We start from the raw sequence: 23589 nt of genomic DNA, 5'->3' as shown, positions 1-23589 counted from the left end.
CGCTTGCCAAGGTCGCGCCGTCGGTTCAGAAAAACGCTCGAGCGAAGAAACGCCAGCGGAGAGCGATTTGACCATCAAGGGCAAGGCCTACATTGCCGGGATCTACGAACATCCCACCCGGCACGCACCCGATAAATCAACAGCACAGCTTCACGCCGAGGTCGCCAAGGGCGCGATTGAGGACGCCGGGCTCACCAAGGACGATATCGACGGCTATTTCTGCGCCGGCGACGCGCCGGGCGGGCTGTGGCCGATGGTCGATTATCTCGGCCTCAACACCAGGAAGCTGCGTCACGTCGACTCAACCGAGACTGGAGGCTGTTCCTATCTGATCCATCTCGGCCACGCCGCCGAGGCGATCGCCGCGGGCAAATGCTCGGTCGCGCTAGTCACGCTGGCGGGCAAGCCGCGCACCGGCCCGATGCCGCCGCGCGCGTCGGGCGCCGAAGCCGATTTCGAATCCGCCTACGGGGCTACCACGCACAATGCCTATGGCATGTGTGCCATGCGCCACATGCACGACTACGGCACCACCTCCGAACAGCTCGCCTGGATCAAGGTCGCGGCCTCGCATCACGCGCAATACAATCCGCATGCGATGCTGAGGGAGGTCGTCACCGTCGAGGACGTGCTGAGCTCGCCGATGATCTCCGATCCGCTGCACCGCATGGATTGCTGCGTCGTCACCGACGGCGGCGGCGCGATGATCGTCACGACGCCCGAGATCGCCAAGAGCCTGAAGAAGCCGCTGGTGCGCCTGATCGGCCATGGCGAGGCGATGAAGGGCCCGCGTGGCGGCAAGGATCTCGACCTGACTTATTCCGCCGGCGTGTGGTCCGGTCCGCGCGCCTTCGAGGAGGCGGGCGTGACGCCGAAGGACATCAAATACGCCTCGATCTATGACAGCTTCACCATCACGGTGCTGATGCAGCTCGAGGATCTCGGCTTCTGCAAGAAGGGCGAGGGCGGCAAGTTCGTCGCCGACGGCAATCTGATCTCGGGCGTCGGCAAGCTGCCGTTCAACACCGACGGCGGCGGCCTGTGCAGCAACCATCCCGTCAATCGCGGCGGCATGACGAAAATCCTCGAGGCTGTGCGCCAGTTGCGCGGCGAGGCGCATCCGAAGGTGCAGGTGAAGAACTGCGACCTCGCGATCGCCCACGGCACCGGCGGTCTGCTCGGCGTTCGCCACGCCGCCTCAACCTGCATTCTGGAGCGTGCGTGATGTCTGAAGCGAAGAAGTACAATGCCCCGGTGACCAACCCGGAGACCGCGCCGTTCTGGGAAGCGGCGAAGGCGGGTAAGTTCATGATCAAGCGCTGCAACACCTGCGGCGAGGCGCATTACTTCCCGCGCGCGATCTGCCCGTTCTGCTTCTCGGACAAGACAGTGTGGGAAGAGTCGAGCGGCGAGGCCACGGTCTACACCTACAGCCTGATGCGGAAGTCGCCGACCGGTCCCTATGCGATCGCCTATGTGACGCTGAAGGAAGGTCCGTCGCTGCAGACCAACATTGTCGATTGCGATCTTGAGAACGTGAAGATCGGCCAGAAGGTCAAGGTGGTGTGGAAGCCGACCGACGGCGCCCCGCTGCCGTTCTTCACGCCGGCCTAACCTAGAAAGTACCTTCCCCCCTTGCGGGGGAAGGTGGCAGCCGAAGGCTGCCGGAAGAGGGGTTCTCTCCGCGAGAGATGCGTTTGAGGAGCCAACCCCTCTCCCAAACGAGTTTGCGTTTGATGCCGGTGCAGCCCTCTCCCGCAAGGGGAGAGGGCGCAATAACGCGCAACGGCGAAGAAAGAACAGTTCGGGGAGAAAACAACAATGCCGATCGTGTACGAACAGCTGATGGCCCTGAAGAATCTCGGCCAGAAATACAGCTACACCGACCGCGACGTGATGCTCTACGCCTATGGCATCGGCCTGGGTGCCGATCCGATGGACGAGAACGAGCTCGCCTTCGTCAATGAGGGCGTGCTGACGCCGCGCCCGCTCAAGGTGGTGCCGACGTTTGCCTCGGTCGCGGCCTGGGGCGCCGGTCCCGGCGAGATGAACCTCAACCGCGTGATGGTGGTCGACGGCGAGCGCGACATCACCTTCCACAAGCCATTCGCTACCGCGGCGCACATCACGGCCGACTCGACCGTGCTCGACGTGTTCGACAAGGGCAAGGACAAGGGCGCGGTGATCCGCCACCAGACCGTGCTGAAGGACGAGAAGGGCGAGAAGCTCGCCACGCTGGTCGCCTCGCGCTTCGCCCGCGGCGATGGCGGCTTCGGCGGCCCGTCCGACGGCCAACCCGAGCCGCACAAGGTACCGGAGCGCGCGCCGGACAAGATCGTCGATATCACGACGCGGCCCGACCAGGCGCTGGTCTATCGGCTGTGCGGCGACCGCAACCCGCTGCACTCCGATCCGGAGTTCGCCAAGAAGGCCGGCTTCCCGCGGCCGATCCTGCACGGCATGTGCACCTACGGCATCACCTGCCGCGGCGTGCTGCAGACCTACGCCGACTTCGATCCGTCAGCCTTCAAGCAGCACGTTGCGCGGTTCTCCTCGCCGGTGTTCCCCGGTGAGACCGTGACCATGGAGCTGTGGAAGGACGGCAATGTGGTGTCGTTCGAGGCCAAGGTGAAGTCGCGCGGCGTCACCGTGATCAAGAGCGGCAAGACGGTGCTGGCTTAAGCGGCGAGGGTGATGCACTCCCTTGCCCCGCTCTTGCGGGGAGAGGGTTGGGGTGAGGGGCTCTCTCACCGCAACGGTGGTCTGCGGACAGACCTGTACCCCCTCACCCGGATCGCATCTCGCGATGCGATCCGACCTCTCCCCGCAAGCGGGGCGAGGTAAGAAAGAGCAACAATAAACGGAGAAAACAACCATGGGATTACTCGACGGCAAGGTGGCGCTGATCACGGGCGCCGGCGGCGGACTTGGTGAAGCCTATGCGAAGCTGTTTGCGCGCGAGGGCGCGGCCGTGGTGGTCAACGATCTCGGCGGCCCGCGCGACGGCTCGGGCTCCGACAAGTCGATGGCCGACAAGGTGGTCGACGCGATCAAGGCCGAGGGCGGCCGTGCGGTCGCCAACGGCGCCGACATCTCGACCTTGGCCGGCGGCCAGTCGGTGTTCGACGACGCCATCAAGCATTTCGGCCGCGCCGACATCCTGGTCAACAATGCCGGGATCCTGCTCGACGAGACCTTCCACAAGGCCAAGGAAGCCAACTGGGACAGGGTGATGAAGGTGCACCTCAAGGGCACCTTCTGCTGCACCCAGCCGGTGTTCAAATGGATGCGCGACAATGGCGGCGGCGTCATCGTCAACACGTCCTCGACCTCGGGCCTGATCGGCAATTTCGGCCAGACCAATTACGGCGCCGCCAAGGGCGGCATCTGGGGCCTGTCCAACGTGCTGGCGATCGAGGGCCGCAAGTACAACATCCGGATCTGGACCCTGGCGCCGGGCGCGCTGACCCGCATGACCGCGGACCTGCCCCGCTACAAGGAGAACCCGGGTGCGGCGCTCGGCCCGGACGGCATCGCGCCGGCCGTGCTCTACATGGTCAGCGACCTGTCGGGCGACCAGACCGGCAAGGTTCTCGGCGTCTCGGGCCCGCGCGGCGTCCGCGAGATGCGGATGATGGAAATGGAGGGCTGGAAGCCGCCATTTACCGGCTGGAAGGCCGAGGACATCGTCACCCACGCCAAGGATATCTTCTTCTCCGAGGAGCAGATCAAGATGGGCGCGCGGCGGTTTTAGATGATAAACGTCGTTCCGGGGCGTCCGAAGGACGAACCCTCAGGTGCGCAGTTGCGCACCGAGAACCTCGAGATTCCGGGTTCACGCTTCGCGTGCCCCGGAATGACGATCAAAAATTGAGGCATCCATGAAACTCACCGCCCAGGCCGCAGGAACCTTTGCGATCGCGCCGACCCCGTTCCACGATGACGGCCGCATCGATGAGGCGTCGATTGACCGGCTGACCGATTTCTACACCGATGTCGGCTGCGACGGCGTCACGGTGCTGGGCATCCTGGGCGAGGCGCCGAAGCTCGATGCCGCGGAGGCGGAGCAGGTCGCGCTGCGCTTCGTCAAGCGTGCCAAGAAGCTGCAGGTCATTGTCGGCGTCTCGGCGCCGGGCTTTGCCACGATGCGCTCGCTGGCGAAGAAGTCGATGGATGCGGGCGCCGCCGGCGTCATGATCGCGCCGCCGCCGCACTTACGCACCGACGACCAGATCATCGGCTACTTCAAGCAGGCGCAGGAAGCGATCGGCGACGATATTCCCTGGGTGCTGCAGGACTATCCGCTGACGCTGACCGTCGTGTTCACGCCGGCGGTGATCCGCAAGATCGTGATGGATTCGCCGTCCTGCGTGATGCTCAAGCACGAGGACTGGCCGGGCCTGGAGAAGATTTCGACCTTGCGCAACTTCCAGAAGGACGGCTCGCTGCGGCCGTTATCGATCCTGGTCGGCAATGGCGGCCTGTTCCTCGATTTCGAGATGGAGCGCGGCGCCGACGGCGCGATGACCGGCTATGCCTTCCCCGAACTGCTGATCGACGTCGTCAACCTGTCCAAGGCGGGAAAACGCGATGCCGCGCATGATCTGTTCGACGCGCATCTGCCGCTGATCCGCTACGAGCAGCAGCCCGGCGTCGGCCTCACCGTGCGCAAATACGTGCTGCAGAAGCGCGGCATCATCTCCTCCAGCGCCCAGCGCAAGCCGGGTGCTGTCATCACGCCGCAGGCGAGGGCGGAGGTCGACTATCTGCTTTCCCGCGTGGCGCGCGTCGACCGCCGCGCCAATCTGCAACCGCAATCCAGCGCAGCAGGCTAATCATGACCGAGATCGTTGCCCCGCGCCTTGCCTCGACCGTGCTGCTGCTGCGTGACGGCAGCTCGTCGGGCGAAATCGAAGTCTTCATGATGGTTCGCCATCACCAGATCGAGTTCAACTCGGGTGCGCTGGTGTTTCCCGGCGGCAGCGTCGACAAGAACGACAAGGAGATCGCCGCCGATCCCGCGCTCTATTCCGGCGGAGAAGGGCTCGACGGCGACGCGCTCGGTTTCCGAATCGCGGCGATCCGCGAGACCTTCGAGGAGAGCGGCATCCTGCTGGCGCGGCCGGTAAGCTCGAAGGACCTGGTCGATGCGAAGCGCGCGAACGAGATCGCGACCGCGCATCGCGCGGCCTTGAACGAAGGCAAGATCAGCTTCCTCAAGGTGCTGACCGACAACGGCATGGTGCTCGCGCTCGACGAGCTCGTGCCGTATGCGCACTGGATCACGCCGGAGGGCATGCCGAAACGCTTCGACACCTGGTTCTTCCTGGCCGCCGCGCCACCCGAGCAGCTCGGCGCCCATGACGGCAAGGAATCGACCGACTCGATCTGGGTGTCGACGCACGAGGCGCTGGAGGGCGGCGAGACCGGCCGCTTCAAGCTGCCGTTCCCGACCACGCGTAACCTGATCCGGCTCGGCAAGCAGCCGAATGTCGGCGCCGCGCTTGCCGACAGCAAGGGCAAGCCGATCGTCGCCGTGATGCCCGTGATGACCAAGACCGCCACCGGCCGCCAGCTCCGTATCCCCAAGGAAGCGGGCTACGACGGCGAGGTGTTCGACGTCGGGGCGCTGGGGTAGGTCCGTCGTCCCGAGCGATGGCGTGTGCGTGACTCACAGGCGGCGCAACACGCTCGCCGTCGTCCCGGCCTAGTGCGCAATTGCGCACGGGAGCCGGGACCCATAACCACCGAACTGCATTGTTGCGCGACGCTCGGACCACAGCTTTTTCTAACAACACAACCCTGTGGTAATGGGTCCCGGCTTTCGCCGGGACGACGGTGGGAAGGAAAGTCGCTTCTCCACATTTCGGCTTATATCGAAATATCATCGCCGCCGCCGATGTAGATTCCTCTCAACCATCGAGACGGAATCCCGCCAATGACCACCACTCCCCGCCAGCCCAACATGGGCTTCGAGCTCGCCTTGCTGCTCGCGCTCGCCACCCTGTGGGGCGGCTCCTATACCTTCATCAAGCTTGGTGTCGCGACCATCCCGCCGATCACGCTGATCGCGGCGCGCACCGCGATCGCGGGGCTCTTGCTGCTCGTCATCATGCGGATGCGCGGCGTGTCGATGCCGGCCGATCGCGCGACCTGGCGCCGCTTCATCTTCCAGGCCTGCCTTAACAGCGTGATCCCGTGGACGCTGATCGCCTGGGGCGAGCGCTTCGTCGATGCCGGGCTCGCCACCATCCTCAATTCGGCCTCGCCGATCTTCACCTTCCTGTTCACCGCCGCGGTCACCCGCCACGAGGCCGCGAGCCCGCGCAAGCTGTTCGGGGTGATATCAGGCATGGCCGGCATCTGCCTGATCGTCGGCGTCGATGCGTTCCGCGATCTTGGGCAGGGGATCGTGGCCGAGGTCGCGATCGTCGCCGCCACCATCTGCTACGCCTGTGCCGCGATCTTCAGCCGCGGCTTCAAGGGGCTCGATCCGATGGCGCCGGCGGCGGGTTCGCTGATCGCGGGCGCCGCGATCCTCGTTCCGCTCGGCCTTGTCGTCGAGCAGCCCTGGACGCTGTCGCCGTCGACGACGTCGCTCGCCGCATTGCTGGCGCTTGCGGTGTTCTCGACCGCGATCGCGTTCGTGATCTACTTCCGCCTGATCCAGACCCTCGGCTCGGTCGGCACCACCGCGCAGGCTTACCTGCGGGTGCCGATCGGGGTGGCGCTCAGCGTCATGGTGCTGGGCGAACGGCTGAGCCCGACGGCGTGGATCGGCCTCGCCTGCGTCGTGATCGGCGTCGCCGCGATGACGATTCCTGCACGAAGGATCGCCACAGCCTGACGTCATCGCCGCGATGACGATTCCTGCACGAAGGATCGCCACAGCCTGACGTCATCGCCGCGATGACGATTCCTGCACGAAAGATCGCCACCGCCTGAAGTTTCGCCCGCTGAAACCGGCGCCTTGCTGCCGTCAGGCAATCCCTGCATGCTGCCCGCAACGAGATCACAGGGCGGGAAACGGGACGATGTTGCGGCGGATCAGCCTCATTGCCGGTGTGTGCATGGTATTGCTGGCGATGGCTGGCACAGTGCGCGCGCAGGACTTCCCGAGCCGGCCGATCCGCATCGTCATTCCCTATGCGCCGGGCAGCGTCGCCGACGTGTTCGCGCGCATCATGGCGCAGGACATGCAGGAGCAGTGGAAGGGGACGATCGTCGTCGAGGCCAAGTCCGGCGCCAACGGCTCGATCGCGGCCGAGGAGGTCGCACGCGCCGCGCCCGATGGCTACACATGGCTATTGGTGACGACCTTCTTCACCGCGAGCCCGGCACTGAACACGCAGCTGCGCTGGGATCCGGTCAGGGACTTCGTGCCCGTCGGGCAGATCTGTCTCGCCCCGAACTTCTTCATCGTGCCGACCTCGTTGCCGGTGAAGACCGTCGCCGACTATGTCGCGCTGGCCAAGGCCAAGCCGGGCACGCTGAACTACAGCCATCCCGGCAAGGGCTCGACCGGCCATCTCGGTTTCGAGCTGTTCAAGCGGCTCGCCGGGATCGACGTCACCCCGATCGGCTATCGCGGCTATCCGCAGATGGTGCCCGATATCGCGAGCGGGCTGATCACCTCGAGCTTCCTGTCGGCCAACCAGGCGCTGGCCCAGGTGCAGTCCGGGAGCATTAGAATCATCGGCGCGATCAGCGACGGCCGCTCGAAATACTTTCCCGACGTGCCGACCATGGCCGAGCAGGGCTTTGCCGAGGCGCAGGTGACGCCGTGGTTCGGCTTCGTGGTGCCGGCGGGCACGCCGCAGCCGGTGGTCGAACGCATCAGCGCGGCGCTGGAAACCGCGCTGGCCTCCGCCGAGGTGCGCAAGAAGCTGGATGTCGCCGGTTGCGACGCCCGGAGCGCGCCGCTGAAGCGCTTTGCCGACATCATCGCGGCCGACGTCGCCCTCTGGGGCCGGGTGGTCAAGGAGGCCGGCATCCCGCCGGACTGAGCCCGCCGCCGGCCCGTGCCGGAAGCGGTCAGCTGCGGGAGGGGTGATACAGATCACACCGGCCGGCCCGGCCCTTCAGCATGTTTCCCCAAAACCCGTAATTTCCCGTATATTGGAGCCCATTGGACCCCGGCCTTGATGACATGACCGCTGAATTGACGCCGAATTCGCAAGCGCCGCGTGCGTTCTCCCTCTCCATTGGCCAGCTCACGTTCGGCAGCTTCCTGCTGGTCCTGGCTGTGATCATCATCACATCCACCGCCAGCGTGATCGCGATCCGTCACATCGATACGACCTTCGCCGAGCTGCAGCGGCTGCAGAGCGTCGGCGACATCGCCGAGGATATCGACCGCCGCATGAACGAGCTGCGGCTCGCGGCGCGCGATTTCGTCACCGAGCCGGGCAGCCAGTCGGTCCAGGTCGCGGAGGCGGCCCAGTCGCTGAGCGAGATCCTGAAAAAGACCCGCATCAAGCTGGCGCCCGAGCAGCAGGACATGATCGACGGCGTCACCCAGCGTCTGGCGACCTATCGCAACGGCATCGAGCGCATCTCGGCGCTGCTCAGTCGCCGAGCCGAGCTGGTCGCCGGGCTGCCGCCGCTGCGCGACGCCTTCGACAAGGCGGTCGCCGCGAGCAACGATGCGGCGCTGGCCAATGCGCTGTCGCAATCCCAGAGCCGGATTGCCACCGCGCTGCTGGCGCACAACACGTCCGCCGCCGAGCAGGCCGCGCAGAGCATGCGGGCGATGACCATCTCCGATCCCGCGCTGCGCGGCGCCGTCGACAATTATGCCGAGGCGATCATCGCGGTCTCGGTGCGCGAGGGCCAGATCGCCGACATCGACAAGGAGGTGCTCGGCGCCGAAGGCCGGCTGATCCAGAAGGTCACCGAGCTGCTCCGCGAGCTCAGCTCTCGCCGCGGCCACGTGCTGTCGCGCGATTTTGCCCGGACGCTGGCTGAAGCAAAATGGCAGAGCATCGTGCTCGGCACGGCGGGCGTGCTGATCGGCCTGTTCGCGTCGGTGCTGGTGGTTCGCCGCACCGTCCGCCCGCTCGCCAGGATCGCGGGCTCGATCCGCAAGGTCGCGGGCGGCGAGAAGAGCGCGTTCATTCCCGGCGCCGACCTCGACAACGAGATCGGCGACATCGCACGCGCTGCCGAAGTGTTCCGCCAGACCCTGGTCGACGCCGACAGCGCGCGCGAGGCGGCGCTGCGTGCGCTCGCCGAGCAGCGGCTCGCCGAGGAGAGCTACCACAAGCTGTTCGAGGCGTCGGTCGAGGGCATCTACGTCACGACGCCGGGCGGCGCGCTGCTCAACGCCAATCCGGCGCTGGCGCGGATGATGGGCTATGGAACGCCGCAGGATCTGATCAAGGGCATCGACGACATCGCCACCACCGTCTATGTCGATCCGGCGGCGCGCGAGCAGTACCAGCAGCTGATGCAGCGCGATGGCGTGGTGCGCGACTACGAGTATCAGGTGCGCGCGAGCGACGGCACGGTGCTGTGGCTGTCCGATTCGGCGACCGTCGTCCGCAACGACGAGGGCGAGGTGGTCCGCTACGAGGGCACGGTGCGCGACATCACCGACCAGAAGCGCGCCGAAGACGCGATCGCCGAAGGCCGGCGGCTGCTGCAGATGGTCATCGACACGGTGCCCGCCGTCATCAACGTCAAGGACCGCGACCTGCGCTACGTGCTGATGAACCGCTACATGGCGGGGATCTTCGGCATCGAGCCGCAGGACGCGATCGGCCAGACCACCGGCGATTTGATGTCGCGCTACGGCGCGGCCAAGACCGATGAGAACGACAAGCGCGTCCTGTCGGCCCGCCGCGAGCTCGGCTTCTATGAAGAGGAGTACAAGGACGTCGCCGGCAACATGCGGCAGTGGCTGGTCAACAAGCTGCCGATCCTCGACGCGCAGGGCGACATCGAGAACATCGTCACGGTCGCGCTCGACATCGGCGAGCGCAAGCGCTCCGAGCAGGAAATGCGCAAGGCGCGGGATTCCGCGGAGGCCGCGCTGCGCAATCTGCGGGAAACCCAGAATTCGCTGATCGAGGCCGAGAAGCTCGCCGCGCTCGGCCGCCTGGTGGCCGGCGTCGCCCATGAGGTCAACAATCCCGTCGGGATCAGCCTGACGGTGGCGTCCGCGCTGGAGCGCAAGACCGCGAATTTCGCCACCCAGGTCGAGCGCGGCGACCTGCGCCGCTCCAGCCTGAACGACTTCCTGAACACGGCGCGCGATGCCTCCTCGCAACTCGTCGCCAATCTCAACCGCGCCGCGGAGCTGATCCAGTCGTTCAAGCAGGTCGCCGCCGACCGCAACTATTCCGACCAGCGCACCTTCGACCTCGGCGATCTCACCGAGCAGGTGGTGATGAGCTTGCGGCCCGGCCTGCGCAAGCACAACCTGACGCTCAACATCGATTGCGAGCCGAACCTGATCATGAACTCATATCCGGGACCGTATGGCCAGGTGCTGACCAATCTGTTCCTCAACGCGGTCGCGCATGCGTTCCCGGACGGCAAGGCCGGTGAGGTCGAGATCCAGGTCCACGCCGCCGGCGGCGACAATGTCGAGGTGATCTTCGCCGACAATGGCTGCGGCATGAGCCTCGACGTGCGCCGCCGCGCCTTCGATCCGTTCTTCACGACGCGGCGCGATCAGGGCGGCACCGGGCTCGGCCTGCACATCGTCTACAGCATCGTCACCACGCGGCTCGGCGGCCGGCTCTCGCTGGATTCCGCACCGGGCAACGGCACCCGCATCCAGATGATCCTGCCGCGTGTCGCGCCGCTGGAGCAGGCCGCGGAGTAGGCACGAAGCGTAGTGGCCAACCACGTGTTCGCTCTCGACGGGTCTGACGGTTTCACACCGCTAATTGATATCCGCGAGCTTGTGCAACGTGGCGCCGAAGATCAGGCTCGCCTTGCCGACCAGTGCGGTCCCACTCATGGTGCCGCGGGTGTCGGTGAAGGTGCCGGAGACGCCGATGCCGACGGGCGCAGGCCCGCCGAACAGCGGGTTGTCGGTGTCGCGCGGCGTCGTGTGGCGTTGCACAAGGACTTCGCCCTTGAAGGCATCGCCCTTCACCGTGTAGCTGCCGGTGTAGTAGAGATAGGCGTCGCCGCCCAGAATCTGGCCGTCGCGGAAGAGAATGACGCCGCTGCCCTTACCGACGCGACCGTCCAGCAGGGTGACGTGAATTGAGTAAAGTCCGTTCTTCATGACGTCCCGATTGCTGGCCGCCGCGCCCACGGCAAGCCAGTTGGTTTTTTATGCCAAAGCGAGCAACCTCGTGCAATGCGGCAGGTTGATTCCCGGGTGTCCCGCGTTCGGGTGACACCCTCGGTTCCTGCCAGGCAGTGTGACGGCGCGATGACAGCGGACCGTACGCGCGAATCAAAGTGGCCCGCGAAATGCATAGCTCTGGTTGCACTGGCCGGTGAGTGCTGGAGCAAACACATGTCTGACTGGATTGAATCCGGTGGCCATTGGGCACGCCCTCGCAGGCTCAATGGAACTTCGGCCCGTCATGCGGGCCACGTCATCGTATTCCTCGGGTTGATAACGCTGGTGTTGGTCGCGGCCGTGCGAATCGCGCAGGCGCGCGATCCCGACGGCCGCTACGCCAATTCGCCGCTGAAGGAATGGTTCGACGGCCTGCGCAGCGGCAAGGGGCCGTGCTGTTCGGATGCCGACGGCACAGCGGTCAGCGATGTCGACTGGGAATCCAAGGACGGGCACTATCGTGTCCGCCTCGACGGGGCGTGGATCGATGTCCCCGACGAGGCCGTGGTCACCGAGCCCAACCGGGTCGGTCGCGCCATGGTCTGGCCGATTCCGAGCTACATGGGCGTGACGATCCGCTGCTTCATGCCAGGCAGCATGACTTAGCGCCGCACGCGTGGCTCATACGTATTTCTGGTCGCGCTCGAGCAATTCGATCGAGATGCCCTGCGGGCCGCGGATGAAGCAGATCCGCACGCCGGGACGGATCGTGGTCGGCTCTTTGGTGAATTCGACGCCCTTGGCCTTGATCTCGGCCGCGACCGCGTCGATGTCCTTCACCGTGAGCCCGAAGTGATCGAGCCCCTGATAGGGCGTCACCGGCGCAGCGTTGACGCCGTCGCCTTGGGTCACCTCCGCAATGAACACCTTGGCGCCGCCGAGCTGGACGTCGATGCGGCCGGGGCCGCGGATGATCTCGCCGCCGAGAATGTCGCGCAGCCAGGTCGCGGTGGCCTCGGGATCGGGACTGCGCAGGTGGACGTGGTCCCAGGTGACGACAGGCATTGCGATCTCCTTGTTGTTCTCGCGCCGCTTCGGCGCGCGGCACTCGCTCTCGGGCGGCGCGAACTTAGCGAGCGGCCGGCCATGAGGCCATCCCTCCGTGCTGCCGGCCGCAAGATTGTCGTCCCGGAATGAAACCATTGCGGCCGTCAGCGATTGTCTTCGCGTGGCCGCTCGACCTGCGGCCGCCCCGGAAGCCGCGCGGTGCGGCTTCCTCTCTGTGTGGGGGCGGCCCGATCGGGCCGCCAGGGTGAGGGCACGACGATGCGGATCGGCTTGGCGTCGTTTCGGAGGTTGGCCGCCGGACGTCTCGGTGAGGGCGGCTTCTACGCCAGCCTGCTGCTGCCGCTGATTGCGCTCGCCGGGATCGCCGCCTGGTTCATGCTCCCCGAGCCGAGCGACGCCGGAGACCGGGATGTCTGGCCGGTGTCGTCCAGCATCGTCCGCACCGCGCAGAACGCCTCGACCGGCGCGCAACCCGCCCAAATCACAAATCAGGCCGCGCGGGACGCGCTGGCCGCACCGGCGGACGAGCCGACCACCGTCGGCGTGGCCACCGCCCCACAGGGCGCAGAGGAGGCCAGGTCGTCCGGGCCTGGCGCTGAAAGGTCTCCGCTGGACAAGCTGCGGATCGCCTCGCAATCGTGGCGGCGCGGCGGGCTGGGTTCGAAGGCGCTCGTCACCCTGACGCTGCGCAATGCCAATGATTTCGCCGTCAAGGATATCGAGATCGCCTGCGCCTTCATCCGCCGGGACGGTCGGCCGCTGACCGAGCGCAAGCGGCTGATCTCCGACACCATCGCCATGAAAAGCCGCAAGACCTACTCGCGGATGTTGGTCGGGTTCGTCAATGTTAACGCAAACAAGGCGAAATGTTCGGTCGTGACGGCGAGCCGCCTTTAATTCCCGGCATCCCGAAAAAGTGACCGCGAATTGACTTGCCGGGTGAACCGTAACGGCCGGACAGGAACTAACTAATAAACCAGCCGTTAGCGAACGACCCGGGAGCGCGGACCGCGTCCGGGTGATCATGCGCAGACGATGAGATCGCCCGCGCGATGACTAATGTCGTCGCGCCGAGATGAACCGCGCCCGCTGCGCGGGGGGAGCTACCAAAATGCCTGTGGCGCGTTATTTCCTGTTCGTTGGTGGAGTGCTGCTCGCGCTGCTCTTCGTCGTCAATTCCATCGTGCCGCAGGAGGCCGTGGTCGCCGGTCAGAACCAGGGCCTGTCGTCGCCGGGCGTCGACAAGACCATGGTGCGCATCAAGTCGACCCAGAAATTGCCCGAGCGGGTGGTCTACGACACCAATTTGCCGACCATTGTTCCGGCGCAGGTCAACGCGGTCGCCGCGGCCGTCCCGTCGGCTTCGGGTGACGCGTCGGCGCAAGCCCGTGTCCGCAATACGTTCGCCCAGTTCATTCCGCCGGAGAAGGCTGACGCGCAGAAGGTCGCGGCCGAGGCAAAGCCGGCCGAGCAGCCGGCGCAGGCCCAACCTCAGGTGCCGAAGAAGCGCAAGGTCGCGCGCTACCATGCCCATCCCCAGCAGCCGATGCGGCTGGCGCAGCCCGGCATGTATCAGCCCTACCGCGTCGCGCAGCAGCAGCGCATGGGCTTCTTCGGCGGGTTCGGCACCTGGTAAGAAAGGCCGCCCGCAGCCGGCAATCAATGCGCCGCCGCAAACACTTGCGGCGGCTTTTTCATGTCCGCGATCAGGCGGGTGGCCGGATCCGGGACGGCGTCCGAGCGCCGCTCGCTACCTTTAGCGCGGCAGGCGCGGAATCTTGTCCGCGAAGCCGTTGTAGCAGGTCAGCCGCTCGTCCTCTTCCTTCACGAAGCGGCAATCGTTGACGCCCTTGGCCGGGGTGGCCTTCGGCTTCGGCTGCGGCTTGAAGATCTCGTCGTAGCAGATCAGCCGTTCCTTGGTGGCGTCGTCGATGTCCTGACAGGCCTGAAGCTTCTGGGCGACCGATTGCGGCTTGCCGGGCGTGGCAGGCTTCTCGCCCTTCTTGGCGGCCGACTTCTTGCCGACCTGGACCAGCGGCTTGTCGCCGACCATCGGCTGCGAGGTCGCCGCCGCCGGCTTGTCTGCGTCGGCGGGGGCCGGCGTGGTTCCTTGGGCAAGCGCGGCAGCCGGGCAGAAGAGCGCCAGCGCGAGGATGATATGTCTCATGTCGAAAATGTCCGAAATGGCGTGATGACCGGAAGGATGGCGCCGGGGATCGGAAAAGCCCGGCAAGCGCCGAGACTTAACGCAAGTCTTGCCCGAATCCTACCCCCAGAGGCGATCCGCCCGGCACCGATCCACCGGCAAAAGTGAGGGCAATTCGTCGCCGTTCGACCCGCGGGAGAGCGTGAATTGCCTTTGCCTGGCGGGGCGGCTATGACGACGCCATCTGCGCGACTGGCGCTTGGATGGACCACCATCGGGGAGTGCAGAGACTGAACGCCGCGCGCCTGGGCACCGCTTCGAAACGGAGGTGCCATGACGGCGAACATTCTCGATGGGCATGCACATGCCCAAATTGTCATCGACAAGATTGCTGGCGAACTCGATCGGCTGCCCCGCGCGCCGGGGCTTGCGGTCGTGCTGGTCGGCTGTGACGCGGCGAGCCAGATCTATGTGCAGAGCAAGGTCAGGATGGCCGAACGGCTCGGCCTGCGCGGTGAGGTCGCACGCCTGCCGGATGATGCCAGCGATGCCGATCTGCTTGCCAGAGTAGAGGCGCTCAATGCGCGCGACGATATCGACGGCATCCTCGTGCAGCTGCCGTTGCCGGCGCATATCGACGCCTTGCGCGTGATGGCGGCGGTCGATCCCGCCAAGGACGTCGACGGCCTGCACGCCCTGAACGCCGGCCGGCTGTTTCACGGCGACGATGCGCTGGTGCCGTGCACGCCGCTCGGCTGTCTCCGGCTGATCAAATCGACCCTGCCAGACCTCACCGGCGCCCATGCCGTGGTGATCGGCAGCTCCAACATCGTCGGCAAGCCGATGGCCGCGCTGCTGCTGCAGGAGCACGCGACCGTGACGCAGACCCATATCCACACCCGCGGCATCAGCAGGATCTGCCGCGAGGCCGACATCCTGGTGAGCGCGGTGGGCAAGGCCGGCCTCGTGCGCGGCGACTGGATCAAGCCGCAGGCCATCGTCATCGACGTCGGCACCACGCGCGTCGAGAAGCCGGACGGCGGCTATACGGTGTGCGGCGACGTCTCGTTCGAGGAGGCGGTGCAGGTCGCCGGCGCGATCACGCCGGTGCCGCGTGGCGTCGGCCCGATGACAATCGCCTGCCTGATGGAGAACACGGTGAAGGCCGCAAAGGCGAGGGCGGCCCGGCTGCAATAGCGGGGGATGCCTGCGGCGATATGCGCGCGGCGGGTGTCGCTCGCGTATCGCGCGCGAAGTTCATGACGTCCGGGGTAATGGAAAGCCCGCACCATTGGTCTAGCATCGCGCGACAGATGGAGGCGGGCGATGCTGTATGCGGAAGATCTTACCGAGGGCCAGACGTTCAAGCTTGGCAGCTACACCATCGGTGAGGCCGAGATCCTGGAGTTCGCCGGGAAATATGATCCGGTGCCGATCCATACCGATCCCGTCGCGGCGGCAGTGGGCCCGTTCGGCGGCCTGATCGCAAGCGGCTTCAACACCATTGCGATCTATCAGCGGCTCGTCGTGGAGGCGATCTGGACCAAGGTGGCGGGGATCGTCGGGCGGAGCTTCGAGATTCGCCTGCCGAGCCCGGTTCGGCCCGGTGCCACGCTCACTGGCCAATCCCGGATCCAGAAGATCACCATCAGGCCGGAGCGGCGCGACGCCGTCGTGATCTTCAAGACGGAGCTGGTCAACGACGAGCAGCGCCCCGTTCTTGTCCTCGTGCTCGACGCGCTGATCCACATGCGGCCGGCGGAGCAGGGGCGGGCGTAGCTCGGCTGACGGGCATGCCGAACTCATCCGCCTCGGACGGCGGCCAACGCCGCTAGGTGTTTCCCGCACGCGACTTGTCGTCGCGCAATGTTGCGGCAAATATGACAGGCCGGCGGCAGAACAGCAGCGTATCAATGACGTCGTCATCGACGAGCCATGCTGCCCGGTATTTACTTCGTCGATGCGCCGAAGGCATTCGACCCAGACGGATGTGCCGCCGTGAAACGCAGCAAGCAGACGCACGGAGAGATCGAAGCCAGGCGGCGCAAGGCCGAGGAATGGCGCCGCATCCAGGCGCAACGCGCCGCTGAACGGCAACGGCTCCGCGACTACAAGATTGCGCTGGCGCGCGACGAGGTTGCCGTGGATACGACGCGGCTCGCGCCATCGAACAGCTATTCGACTCCCGATTTCGTGCTGCAGGAACCTATCGACCGGAGCCCTTCGTCTGCAAGGACTGCGGCGTTGCCGAGGTCTGGACGCCGTTGCAGCAGAAATGGTGGTACGAGACCGCCAAGGGCGATGTATTTACCGCGGCGGTGCGCTGCCGGGCCTGCCGCACCAGGGAGCGCGCGCGCAAATCCGCCGCACGCCGCGTGCATCTGGAAGGGCTCGCAAGGAAGAAGCCTCCCGTCTCGTAGCGATGGGCGTGACATCAGAGTCGCACTTCACATCTGATACGCGGGGAACCAGTGCGCAGGCGGTCAATCCGTCGCGCGTGCGGAACGTTTCGTTGCCTGATTGGTTCGAGACCTTGAAGCCCCCGATGCGGGGTGCGGGCGGGGAGGAACCAGCCAAGGAAACTTGTCAAGGAAACCTGTCAAGGAAGCCATTGCGGCCGGAACCAACGAGAAGGAGCAGCGGATGAAACTCAATTCCACGCAAGTCAAGCAGACCATGACGCAACTGAATGCCCAGGTGCTTCCGGACGATCACCCGGCCGTGGCGCAACTGAACAGCGTGTTCGGTGAGCACACATTCTTCGTCGATACCAGCGGGCTCAAGGTGCTCGAACCGGCCCAGACCTCCGACATGCCGGGGCAGACCGGCGAAGTTGTCAGTCTCGCCGAGTGGAGCGATCCGGAGCTGACCTCGCTTCGGCCGCACGAGCCCGAGCCGACCGGCGTGCTCATCGCGCTTGAACCCAGCAAGCACTGAAGCGTTCCAGCGCGAAGTGAATACCGGTTCGCGCAAGCAAAACGCCACCAAGCAAGGGGATTGAGAGCATGATCCGATTCAATCGGATCATGCTCTTTGTGCTGCATCGCGCGGCCCCCGCGATCGGCCGTCCTGATGGCGACAGCCCCGACGTCGCATCAAGAGGTGCCGAAAGTCACATGGCAAATCAGCGCCGCCTGCGTATGCATCGGTTTGAGATGGGTATCCAGGCGGTGAGGGGCAGATGGGGATCGTGCGGCGCTGGAGCCCTGACGAGGACGAGAAGCTCAGGGAACTCGCCAGGGCCGGCAAGAACGCTCTCGAGATCAGCAACGAACTGACCCGCAGCGCTTCGGCCGTGCGCCGGCGCGCCGAGGTCCTGTCGGTCCTGATCATGGCAAAGGCGTTTCGCGCGCGCCCCTCGCATGTCGCCACCCATCTCGAGCGGGTCGCGATCGACGCGATCCGCAACCGCCGTCCGTTTCCCGCGGGCGTCGGCCCGAGCACCATTGCCGGAATGATCGAGAAGGGCTGGATCGTCCCGGAGATGGGGCGCCGATACAACGTGACCGATGCCGGCGTGGAGGCCGTGCGGCGGAAGATTCCGAGCGGGTGAGAGCGGAGCAGCTTGCGCGTTCGAAGCACTGGCCCGGCGCCGTGCGAACGGGCGGCTATTCGACACCGAACGCAGATTTTGCGCCCGAGACGGCTGCCTGGTCCGTTCAATGACTGGAGGCGCGACGACCAGCGGTCTCCCGTCCGCCCTCCGATCTGATTGCCCCGATGCTCAACGCCCAGCAAGCCCAAGCCGACCGATACCAGCGTTTCGCCGATCTTGCGCCTTTCGTCCGCGAGGCGATCGATACCATCGGCGCATTGACCCCGGCCCAGCGGTTGGATGCGGATTTCCTCGAACGCGAATTTATTCCGGCGCTGGGGCTCAATGACGAACTGCTTCACGAGCAGCCGCCGGAGCTGGCGCCGAACTTCGGCAAGGGCCTCCACCTCTGGCAATATCCGAACCAGCTTGCGCCGTACCTCGCCTGGCTCGCGCGCAATGCGTCCGGCGTCTCCTCGTACATGGAAATCGGCTGCCGCTGGGGCGGCATGTTCATCCTGGTGACGGAGTGGTTGAGGAACAGCGGCGCCGACCTCAAGACCGTGATTGCACTCGATCCGATCGCGCCGACGCCGTTTATCTCGGCCTATTTCGATCTGCTGCAGCAGCAGGCCGCTATCGAGCCGATCTACATGCAGGATTTTTCAACCTCGCCCCTGGTCGGTGCGCATGTCGACCGGCTGAAGCCGGACTTCGTCTTTATCGACGGCGATCACAGCCTGCGCGGTGCGCTACAGGATCATCTGCTGGTGCGTTCGCACGCCCGCATTATCGTGCATCATGACATCCATTCCCAGGCCTGTCCCGATACCACGCTGCTCTGGAAGGCGCTGAAGCAGTTCGAGGCGCCGAGCTTCGATACGTTCGAATTCACCAGCCAGTATCCGTCCGTCAATGGCTCATTCCTCGGCATCGGCGCCATGAAACGGCGCTGACCCGGATAAGGCGGCACGGCAACAGCATGTTCACCCAGCCGATGGTCAAGGCCGCAATAGCGGGCTACGGCATCGCCTACGTGCCGGAGGAGACAGTGACTGACGCCGTTGCATCGGGCCTTCTTCAACTGGTGCTCGACGATTGGTCGCCGAAGTTCTCCGGGTACTACCTCTACTACCCGAGTGGCCGTCAAAACTCACCGGCGTTCAAGGTCATTGTCGACGCGCTCCGGCATCACGGCAAGTGACAACGACCAACGATCGCATGGCGACGGCAGGCGATCGCCGCGATCATGAACTCGCGGGCCGATCGCCGAGGTTCAACTTGCTCTTGTCGCCGCCGGCCCAGGCCAGGGTCTTCGGATCCATCACGTGGAACCAGAGCGGCGGGATCGCCGCCAGCCCGAACATGCCGGTGTAACCGTTCGGCAGCCGCGGGATGTCGTCGAAGTCGCGCAGCGACTGATACGGGCGCATCGGGTTGGCGTGGTGGTCGGAGTGACGTTGCAGGTGGAACGTCATCAGGTTCGAGACGATGTGGTTGGTATTCCATGAGTGGCGCGGCTCGACGGCCTGGTAGCGGCCGTTCGGCAGCTTCTCGCGCAGCAGCCCGTAATGCTCGACATAATTGGCCTGGGTCAGCGCGTACCAGCCGAGGAAATGGTGCGCGACGATGAACGGCGCGACCTTCCAGCCGAACAGCGCGATCAGGATCGCCGCGACGACGAGCGTCAGCGCGAAGCCCTGCAGGATCTCGTTGTTGACCGACCAGACCGGCTCGCCGCGGCGGGTCAGCCGTTCGGCCTCGTTGCGCCAGCCGCGCTTGAACGCACCCGGCAGTTCGCGCGTTGCGAACGCATAGATCGATTCACCGAAGCGCGCGCTGGCGGGGTCCTCGGGGGTTGCGACCCAGGTGTGATGGCCGCGATTGTGCTCGACGCGGAAATGCGCGTAGCCGACCGCGCAGTTGGCGAGCGTGCCGAACAGGATGTTGAGCCTGTCAGCCTTGTGGCCGAGCTCGTGCCCGATCAACAGCGCGCCGCCATTGATGGTGCCGACGCCGAGCAGCAAGGCGACATAGGACCACCACGGCAGATCCTGGGTGCCGAAGAAGGCGATCAGCGCGACGTAGTTGATCCAGGGAAACACCACGGTGATGCGCGCGAGCCGCAGGTAATAGGGATCGGCCTCCATCGCGGCGACCACTTCCGCCGGCGGATTGTGGGTGTCTTCGCCGATCACGGCATCGAGCAGCGGGATCAGGATGAAGATGAAAACGAAGGGGATCAGCGTCGCCAGCGGATTGTGCGTCCGCAGGAACAGCCAGTAGGACAACAGCGGGATCAGCGGCGGAATGAACGAGAGCATCCAGAGATAGCGTTTGCCGTCCCGGTACGTGACCGTTTCGCCAGCAGCATTGGTGCCCGTGAAGATCATCGCATTCCCTCCAGCTCTAGCGAGGCGGCGTTCGCCGTTGTTGGGCCAAGCATGCCGCGAGGCGGGCCTGCGCCGCCAGTTCACAACAGGCCAATTTTGTGGCATTTTGCGCCAAGCCTGTTCGACCGGACGTTCGCGAGGGGGAGGTCGCCGACGCCATGCACGGATCGGAATCCGATGCCCTTCGCACGCCGGTCTCCGCGGTCTATGCGCGGGCCCTGGTGCGGGCATTTGGCCAGACGCGAAGCGATCGCGACGAGCTGCTGAAGGGCAGCGGAATTCGGCTCGAGGCGCTCGACCAGCCCGGCGCTCACATGCCGGTATCCTCGCTGGTGGTGCTGGCGGCCAACATCACCCGCCGGCATGGCGAGCTGTGGCCGTTGTCGGCCGCGGCGGTGTGGTCGACATCGCTGCAAGGCGCGCTCGACGTCGCGACCAGGACGGCGCCGACCATCGCGGACGCGTTGGCGACCGGCGCGCGCTTCGGGTCGACCCGCGCGCCCTTCGTCCGCAACCGGCTGCGCAAGACCGCGCGCGCGATCCAGATTGAAATCTCTCCCGCCGTCGCGATGGACGAAGCGCTGTGGCACGCCGTGGCGCTGGCGGTCAGCCTCAACGTGCACGCCGTGTACGTCCAGCTGCTCGAGGATGCGATCGGGCAGGCGACGCTGCAATTTCCCTGGCCGCCGCCTGCGGGCGCGGAGCGGCTGTTGCAGCATTATTCCTGCGCGGTGAAGTTCAACGCTGCCGCCTTCATCTTCGAGGTGCCGAAAGCGCTTGGCGCGCGGCCGTCGCCGTTTGCCGATCCGCAATTGCACGCCAAGGCGATCGAAGCGCTCGAGGCGATCGAGAATCCGCAGCCCGTCACCACGGCGCTGGCGGGGATCGTCGAGCGCCTGATCGCGGCGCGCCTGCCGCAGCGTCTGGCTGAGGAGGAGGCCGCGCGCCTCGTCGGCACCTCGCGGCGAACGCTGGTGCGGCGGCTCGCCGAGACCGGCAGCGCCTTCCGCCCGCTGCTCGACGGCGTGCTGCGCGAGCGCGCAAGGATCATGCTCGCGGCAGGCACCCAATCGCGCGACGAGATGGCGGCCGCGCTCGGCTATACCGATGCGACCAGCTTCAGCCGGGCGTGCCGGCGGTGGTTCGGAGAGAAGGCGGGCGGGCGAGATTAGGGCGCGGTTGATAGCTCGCGCGAGCCCACAGATCCTGGTGGACGGTACGCAAACTGAACGACGCCGATCCCGTCAATGCGTATGCAGGGCGTCGTAGGCGTGGGCAAAAAACACAGCGGCGCCGAGGAGCAGCAGCGCGACAATGGTCGCTTCCATCATGACACTTCCCCATTTTTGTTTGCGAGAAGTGGTAGCGGTCAATTGTTTCCGCCCGGTTTCGTCCGCTGATGAAAATGGTTTCGTGGCTGCCGTCCCACGCTGGCGCGGGGGCCTCCAAAGGATGGCGCGCTCGGAGAGATTCGAACTCCCGACCCTCGGAATCGAAATCCGATTTACTATCAGTTAGGTCAATGGCTTAGCTGCACCGTGTTGCGCTGGCGTTGCAGGTAGCTATGGGATTGTGATCCAGAACCTTCCGCTATCACCGCGCCCGGGAGGATCGCGGTGTGCGGTGCCACCGACTCGCCTGGCCAGATCTTCCGTGTTGGTCTTGTAACTCCAAGCGTTTTGCTCAGTTGCGCGATTTAACTCGGCCCGCGTGGCGTCGCCCGGACGAATGGATAGGTCGTATACTGTGCGAAGCTTCGTACCAAGCGGTGGCAGCTGCGGAGGCAGCGAACCTGCATCGAAAATTCTGCTGAGCCAAGATCACATCGGTCTTCAAGAGAGATTCGGGGCGATGGTGGCCGAGGGCTACGGACCTGAGATGTTGGAAGGTCTGACCACTACGAGGGATCATCTTCTCGCGCTGGCCGAAATCTGCGACGTGGCCCTAACCCGGTGCTTCCGTGTGGTCGAGCGCATGGGCTACAGCCCGGACAACCCGCCGCCGGACCGCACGCAACACTGATCGCTCGGAGCCCGCCGGTTTAGACCGGCGGGTTTTCCCTTGGCGCAATTTCCATTTTTTCGGGTGGTCGGCCGCGGCGCGCGCTATGTTCGGCCATGGCTTTCACCGCCTCATCTTCGTCGGCGCAAAAAGCGATGCTTCGCCGATCGGCAAACACGAGCCACTGGCGAAGGCCAACTTCCCTGATGACGTACTCGGTCATTTTCGAGCGTCCTACAGCGAGTAGACTGCATCTTAGGCAAGCGACCTTGCTGTTCCATTAATCAGAATCCGCCGCCCTCACAAATACACGCCCGGCGGCGTTTTCTTCCTGAACTGGGACGCTGAAATCCCCAGTGTCACTTAGACTGCATGGGTCATGCCGGTTGGCGTCGACGTCACTCTCTGCTTCTCAGAATTCCGCTGCTGGCGGGCAAGCCTACGATCGTGGATATACTGTCGTGTCCAGTGGGCCAAATCGGCGGATCGGCGCAGATGGGCATGCCGCAAAACCTGGTCGATGTCCTGGAGTCGAATGCCTGTCTCTTCCTGCATTGCTTTACCCCGGAAACTTTCACGCACGGGATGGTGGGCGTGCTTTGTTTCACGCTCGCTTCTAGGTGTCGCGAATGATGTATCGTTCACGCCGAGATGTTGAGGCAGTTACGACCTTGCCATCCGGCGTGGTTCTGAGCCTGTGCCCATTAGGGCAGGTTAGATCGGATATCGCACGAGACGCGAAGGGAGCCGTCGCTGCAGAAAGGATCCGCGAGACTCACCGCAAATCGGGCACAGATACTTTTTGTCTGTAGGCGGTGTTGGCGACGCCATTAGGCAAACCCCCGAAAATGCGCCCGCCGGGTCAGTGATGGTTTGTCCCGGCGGCCACGATTTCGGGAATAAGGGAGAGAGGTTGGCGGGCAGGGCCGCATTGGCGAGCCGTCCGGGTTTAGCTAAATGCGATGACGAGCAGGCCCGAGCACAGCAGCACAAGGCAGGTTGCGATTAGTGCGAGGAGCCCGCCGGACACGAAGTCATGATTACGCATGAGACACCTCCCTGTCGCGGAGGGAGGCTGGTCCGAATTTATTAAAGATTTCGGAATCGTTATTTGCGTTTCGGTCCTAAAGCGGGATGGGTTTAGGTTGAATCGATTTGGGATTCCCAAATCAGTGTGTTTCTGATTCACCATGCTGGCTGG

General features: G+C 65.1%; 26 protein-coding genes and 1 riboswitch. Of the genes, 20 read left to right on the top strand and 6 right to left on the bottom strand.

Annotated features, from left to right (window positions below; translation table 11 throughout):
* The first annotated feature begins 67 nt into the window (after positions 1-67).
* The 9 genes from IF803_RS15255 (at position 68) to IF803_RS15215 (ending at position 10831) form a co-directional block, all read left to right on the top strand.
* Positions 68-1225 (top strand): thiolase domain-containing protein, encoded by a 1158-nt coding sequence (locus tag IF803_RS15255; RefSeq protein WP_028339262.1) that lies wholly within the window; start codon positions 68-70, stop codon positions 1223-1225.
* Complete coding sequence (locus IF803_RS15250; RefSeq protein ID WP_028339261.1) at positions 1225-1614, top strand: Zn-ribbon domain-containing OB-fold protein; 390 nt, start codon at positions 1225-1227, stop codon at positions 1612-1614. The genes IF803_RS15255 and IF803_RS15250 overlap by 1 nt, the downstream gene beginning before the upstream one ends.
* Positions 1615-1821: 207 nt before the next feature.
* Positions 1822-2682, top strand: a complete 861-nt coding sequence (locus IF803_RS15245; protein WP_028339260.1) for a MaoC/PaaZ C-terminal domain-containing protein — start codon at positions 1822-1824, stop codon at positions 2680-2682.
* A gap of 193 nt (positions 2683-2875) precedes the next feature.
* Entirely contained in the window at positions 2876-3754 is an 879-nt protein-coding gene (locus tag IF803_RS15240) for an SDR family oxidoreductase (RefSeq protein WP_461192666.1), read from the top strand.
* 127 nt (positions 3755-3881) lie between these two features.
* Positions 3882-4835 carry a dihydrodipicolinate synthase family protein gene (locus IF803_RS15235; protein WP_028339258.1) on the top strand — a complete coding sequence of 318 codons (954 nt, stop codon included), beginning with the start codon at positions 3882-3884 and terminating at the stop codon, positions 4833-4835.
* A 2-nt stretch (positions 4836-4837) separates the two neighbouring features.
* A complete protein-coding gene (locus IF803_RS15230) occupies positions 4838-5638 on the top strand; it encodes an NUDIX hydrolase (RefSeq protein WP_461192665.1) in 801 nt (266 codons plus the stop codon).
* A gap of 300 nt (positions 5639-5938) precedes the next feature.
* Positions 5939-6847, top strand: a complete 909-nt coding sequence (locus tag IF803_RS15225) for a DMT family transporter (protein ID WP_461192664.1) — start codon at positions 5939-5941, stop codon at positions 6845-6847.
* 187 nt (positions 6848-7034) lie between these two features.
* Entirely contained in the window at positions 7035-8006 is a 972-nt protein-coding gene (locus IF803_RS15220) for a Bug family tripartite tricarboxylate transporter substrate binding protein (protein WP_461192663.1), read from the top strand.
* Between the two features lie 143 nt (positions 8007-8149).
* On the top strand, positions 8150-10831 hold the full coding sequence (locus tag IF803_RS15215) for a PAS domain S-box protein (RefSeq protein WP_461192662.1): 2682 nt from the start codon (positions 8150-8152) through the stop codon (positions 10829-10831).
* Between the two features lie 60 nt (positions 10832-10891).
* Here IF803_RS15215 and IF803_RS15210 read toward each other — a convergent pair whose 3' ends face one another.
* Positions 10892-11242, bottom strand: a complete 351-nt coding sequence (locus tag IF803_RS15210; protein ID WP_026192881.1) for a GrlR family regulatory protein — start codon at positions 11240-11242, stop codon at positions 10892-10894.
* A 237-nt stretch (positions 11243-11479) separates the two neighbouring features.
* Here IF803_RS15210 and IF803_RS15205 point away from each other — a divergent pair, with 237 nt between their 5' ends.
* Positions 11480-11911 carry a hypothetical protein gene (locus tag IF803_RS15205; protein WP_240537240.1) on the top strand — a complete coding sequence of 144 codons (432 nt, stop codon included), beginning with the start codon at positions 11480-11482 and terminating at the stop codon, positions 11909-11911.
* A 15-nt stretch (positions 11912-11926) separates the two neighbouring features.
* On the opposite strand, the gene IF803_RS15200 is transcribed toward IF803_RS15205, so the two are convergent.
* On the bottom strand, positions 11927-12310 hold the full coding sequence (locus tag IF803_RS15200; RefSeq protein WP_026192879.1) for a VOC family protein: 384 nt from the start codon (positions 12308-12310) through the stop codon (positions 11927-11929).
* A 261-nt stretch (positions 12311-12571) separates the two neighbouring features.
* On the opposite strand from IF803_RS15200, the gene IF803_RS15195 reads away from it, so the two are divergent.
* Together IF803_RS15195 and IF803_RS15190 are read left to right on the top strand one after the other, a co-directional pair.
* Complete coding sequence (locus IF803_RS15195) at positions 12572-13210, top strand: hypothetical protein (protein ID WP_461192661.1); 639 nt, start codon at positions 12572-12574, stop codon at positions 13208-13210.
* 214 nt (positions 13211-13424) lie between these two features.
* Complete coding sequence (locus tag IF803_RS15190) at positions 13425-13949, top strand: hypothetical protein (RefSeq protein WP_461192660.1); 525 nt, start codon at positions 13425-13427, stop codon at positions 13947-13949.
* A gap of 120 nt (positions 13950-14069) precedes the next feature.
* Here IF803_RS15190 and IF803_RS15185 read toward each other — a convergent pair whose 3' ends face one another.
* Positions 14070-14480, bottom strand: a complete 411-nt coding sequence (locus tag IF803_RS15185; protein WP_304495766.1) for a hypothetical protein — start codon at positions 14478-14480, stop codon at positions 14070-14072.
* Positions 14481-14697: 217 nt separating this feature from the next.
* Positions 14698-14777: riboswitch (ZMP/ZTP riboswitch) on the top strand.
* Positions 14778-14792: 15 nt separating this feature from the next.
* Between IF803_RS15185 and IF803_RS15180 the strand changes: the two genes are divergently transcribed.
* The 7 genes from IF803_RS15180 to IF803_RS15150 all read left to right on the top strand — a co-directional run bounded on the left by IF803_RS15180 (position 14793) and on the right by IF803_RS15150 (position 19198).
* Complete coding sequence (locus tag IF803_RS15180) at positions 14793-15656, top strand: bifunctional 5,10-methylenetetrahydrofolate dehydrogenase/5,10-methenyltetrahydrofolate cyclohydrolase (RefSeq protein ID WP_461192659.1); 864 nt, start codon at positions 14793-14795, stop codon at positions 15654-15656.
* 129 nt (positions 15657-15785) lie between these two features.
* A complete protein-coding gene (locus IF803_RS15175; RefSeq protein ID WP_461192658.1) occupies positions 15786-16238 on the top strand; it encodes a MaoC/PaaZ C-terminal domain-containing protein in 453 nt (150 codons plus the stop codon).
* A 386-nt stretch (positions 16239-16624) separates the two neighbouring features.
* On the top strand, positions 16625-16879 hold the full coding sequence (locus IF803_RS15170) for a zinc-ribbon domain containing protein (protein WP_461192725.1): 255 nt from the start codon (positions 16625-16627) through the stop codon (positions 16877-16879).
* A gap of 223 nt (positions 16880-17102) precedes the next feature.
* A complete protein-coding gene (locus tag IF803_RS15165) occupies positions 17103-17396 on the top strand; it encodes a hypothetical protein (protein WP_016846480.1) in 294 nt (97 codons plus the stop codon).
* Positions 17397-17640: 244 nt separating this feature from the next.
* A complete protein-coding gene (locus IF803_RS15160) occupies positions 17641-18012 on the top strand; it encodes an SANT/Myb-like DNA-binding domain-containing protein (protein ID WP_016846479.1) in 372 nt (123 codons plus the stop codon).
* Positions 18013-18179: 167 nt separating this feature from the next.
* Positions 18180-18950 (top strand): hypothetical protein, encoded by a 771-nt coding sequence (locus tag IF803_RS15155; RefSeq protein WP_461192657.1) that lies wholly within the window; start codon positions 18180-18182, stop codon positions 18948-18950.
* Positions 18836-19198, top strand: coding sequence for a LysR substrate-binding domain-containing protein (locus IF803_RS15150; RefSeq protein WP_461192724.1), 363 nt, complete (start codon positions 18836-18838; stop codon positions 19196-19198). The genes IF803_RS15155 and IF803_RS15150 overlap by 115 nt, the downstream gene beginning before the upstream one ends.
* A 43-nt stretch (positions 19199-19241) precedes the next feature.
* Here the strand turns inward: IF803_RS15150 and IF803_RS15145 are convergent, their stop codons facing one another.
* The gene (locus tag IF803_RS15145) at positions 19242-20387 is read right to left on the bottom strand and encodes an alkane 1-monooxygenase (RefSeq protein WP_461192656.1); all 1146 of its coding nucleotides are present in this window, start codon (positions 20385-20387) and stop codon (positions 19242-19244) included.
* A 158-nt stretch (positions 20388-20545) separates the two neighbouring features.
* Between IF803_RS15145 and IF803_RS15140 the strand changes: the two genes are divergently transcribed.
* On the top strand, positions 20546-21559 hold the full coding sequence (locus IF803_RS15140) for a helix-turn-helix domain-containing protein (RefSeq protein WP_461192655.1): 1014 nt from the start codon (positions 20546-20548) through the stop codon (positions 21557-21559).
* A gap of 72 nt (positions 21560-21631) precedes the next feature.
* Here the strand turns inward: IF803_RS15140 and IF803_RS15135 are convergent, their stop codons facing one another.
* Positions 21632-21760: a hypothetical protein gene (locus IF803_RS15135; RefSeq protein WP_461192654.1), complete on the bottom strand. Its 129-nt coding sequence runs from the start codon at positions 21758-21760 to the stop codon at positions 21632-21634.
* Between the two features lie 668 nt (positions 21761-22428).
* Positions 22429-22611, bottom strand: a complete 183-nt coding sequence (locus tag IF803_RS15130) for a hypothetical protein (protein ID WP_157788026.1) — start codon at positions 22609-22611, stop codon at positions 22429-22431.
* Positions 22612-23589: the final 978 nt, after the last annotated feature.

It is taken from the genome of Bradyrhizobium sp. UFLA06-06 (genome assembly GCF_054820065.1).
This window is presented reverse-complemented; position numbering and strand designations above follow the sequence as displayed.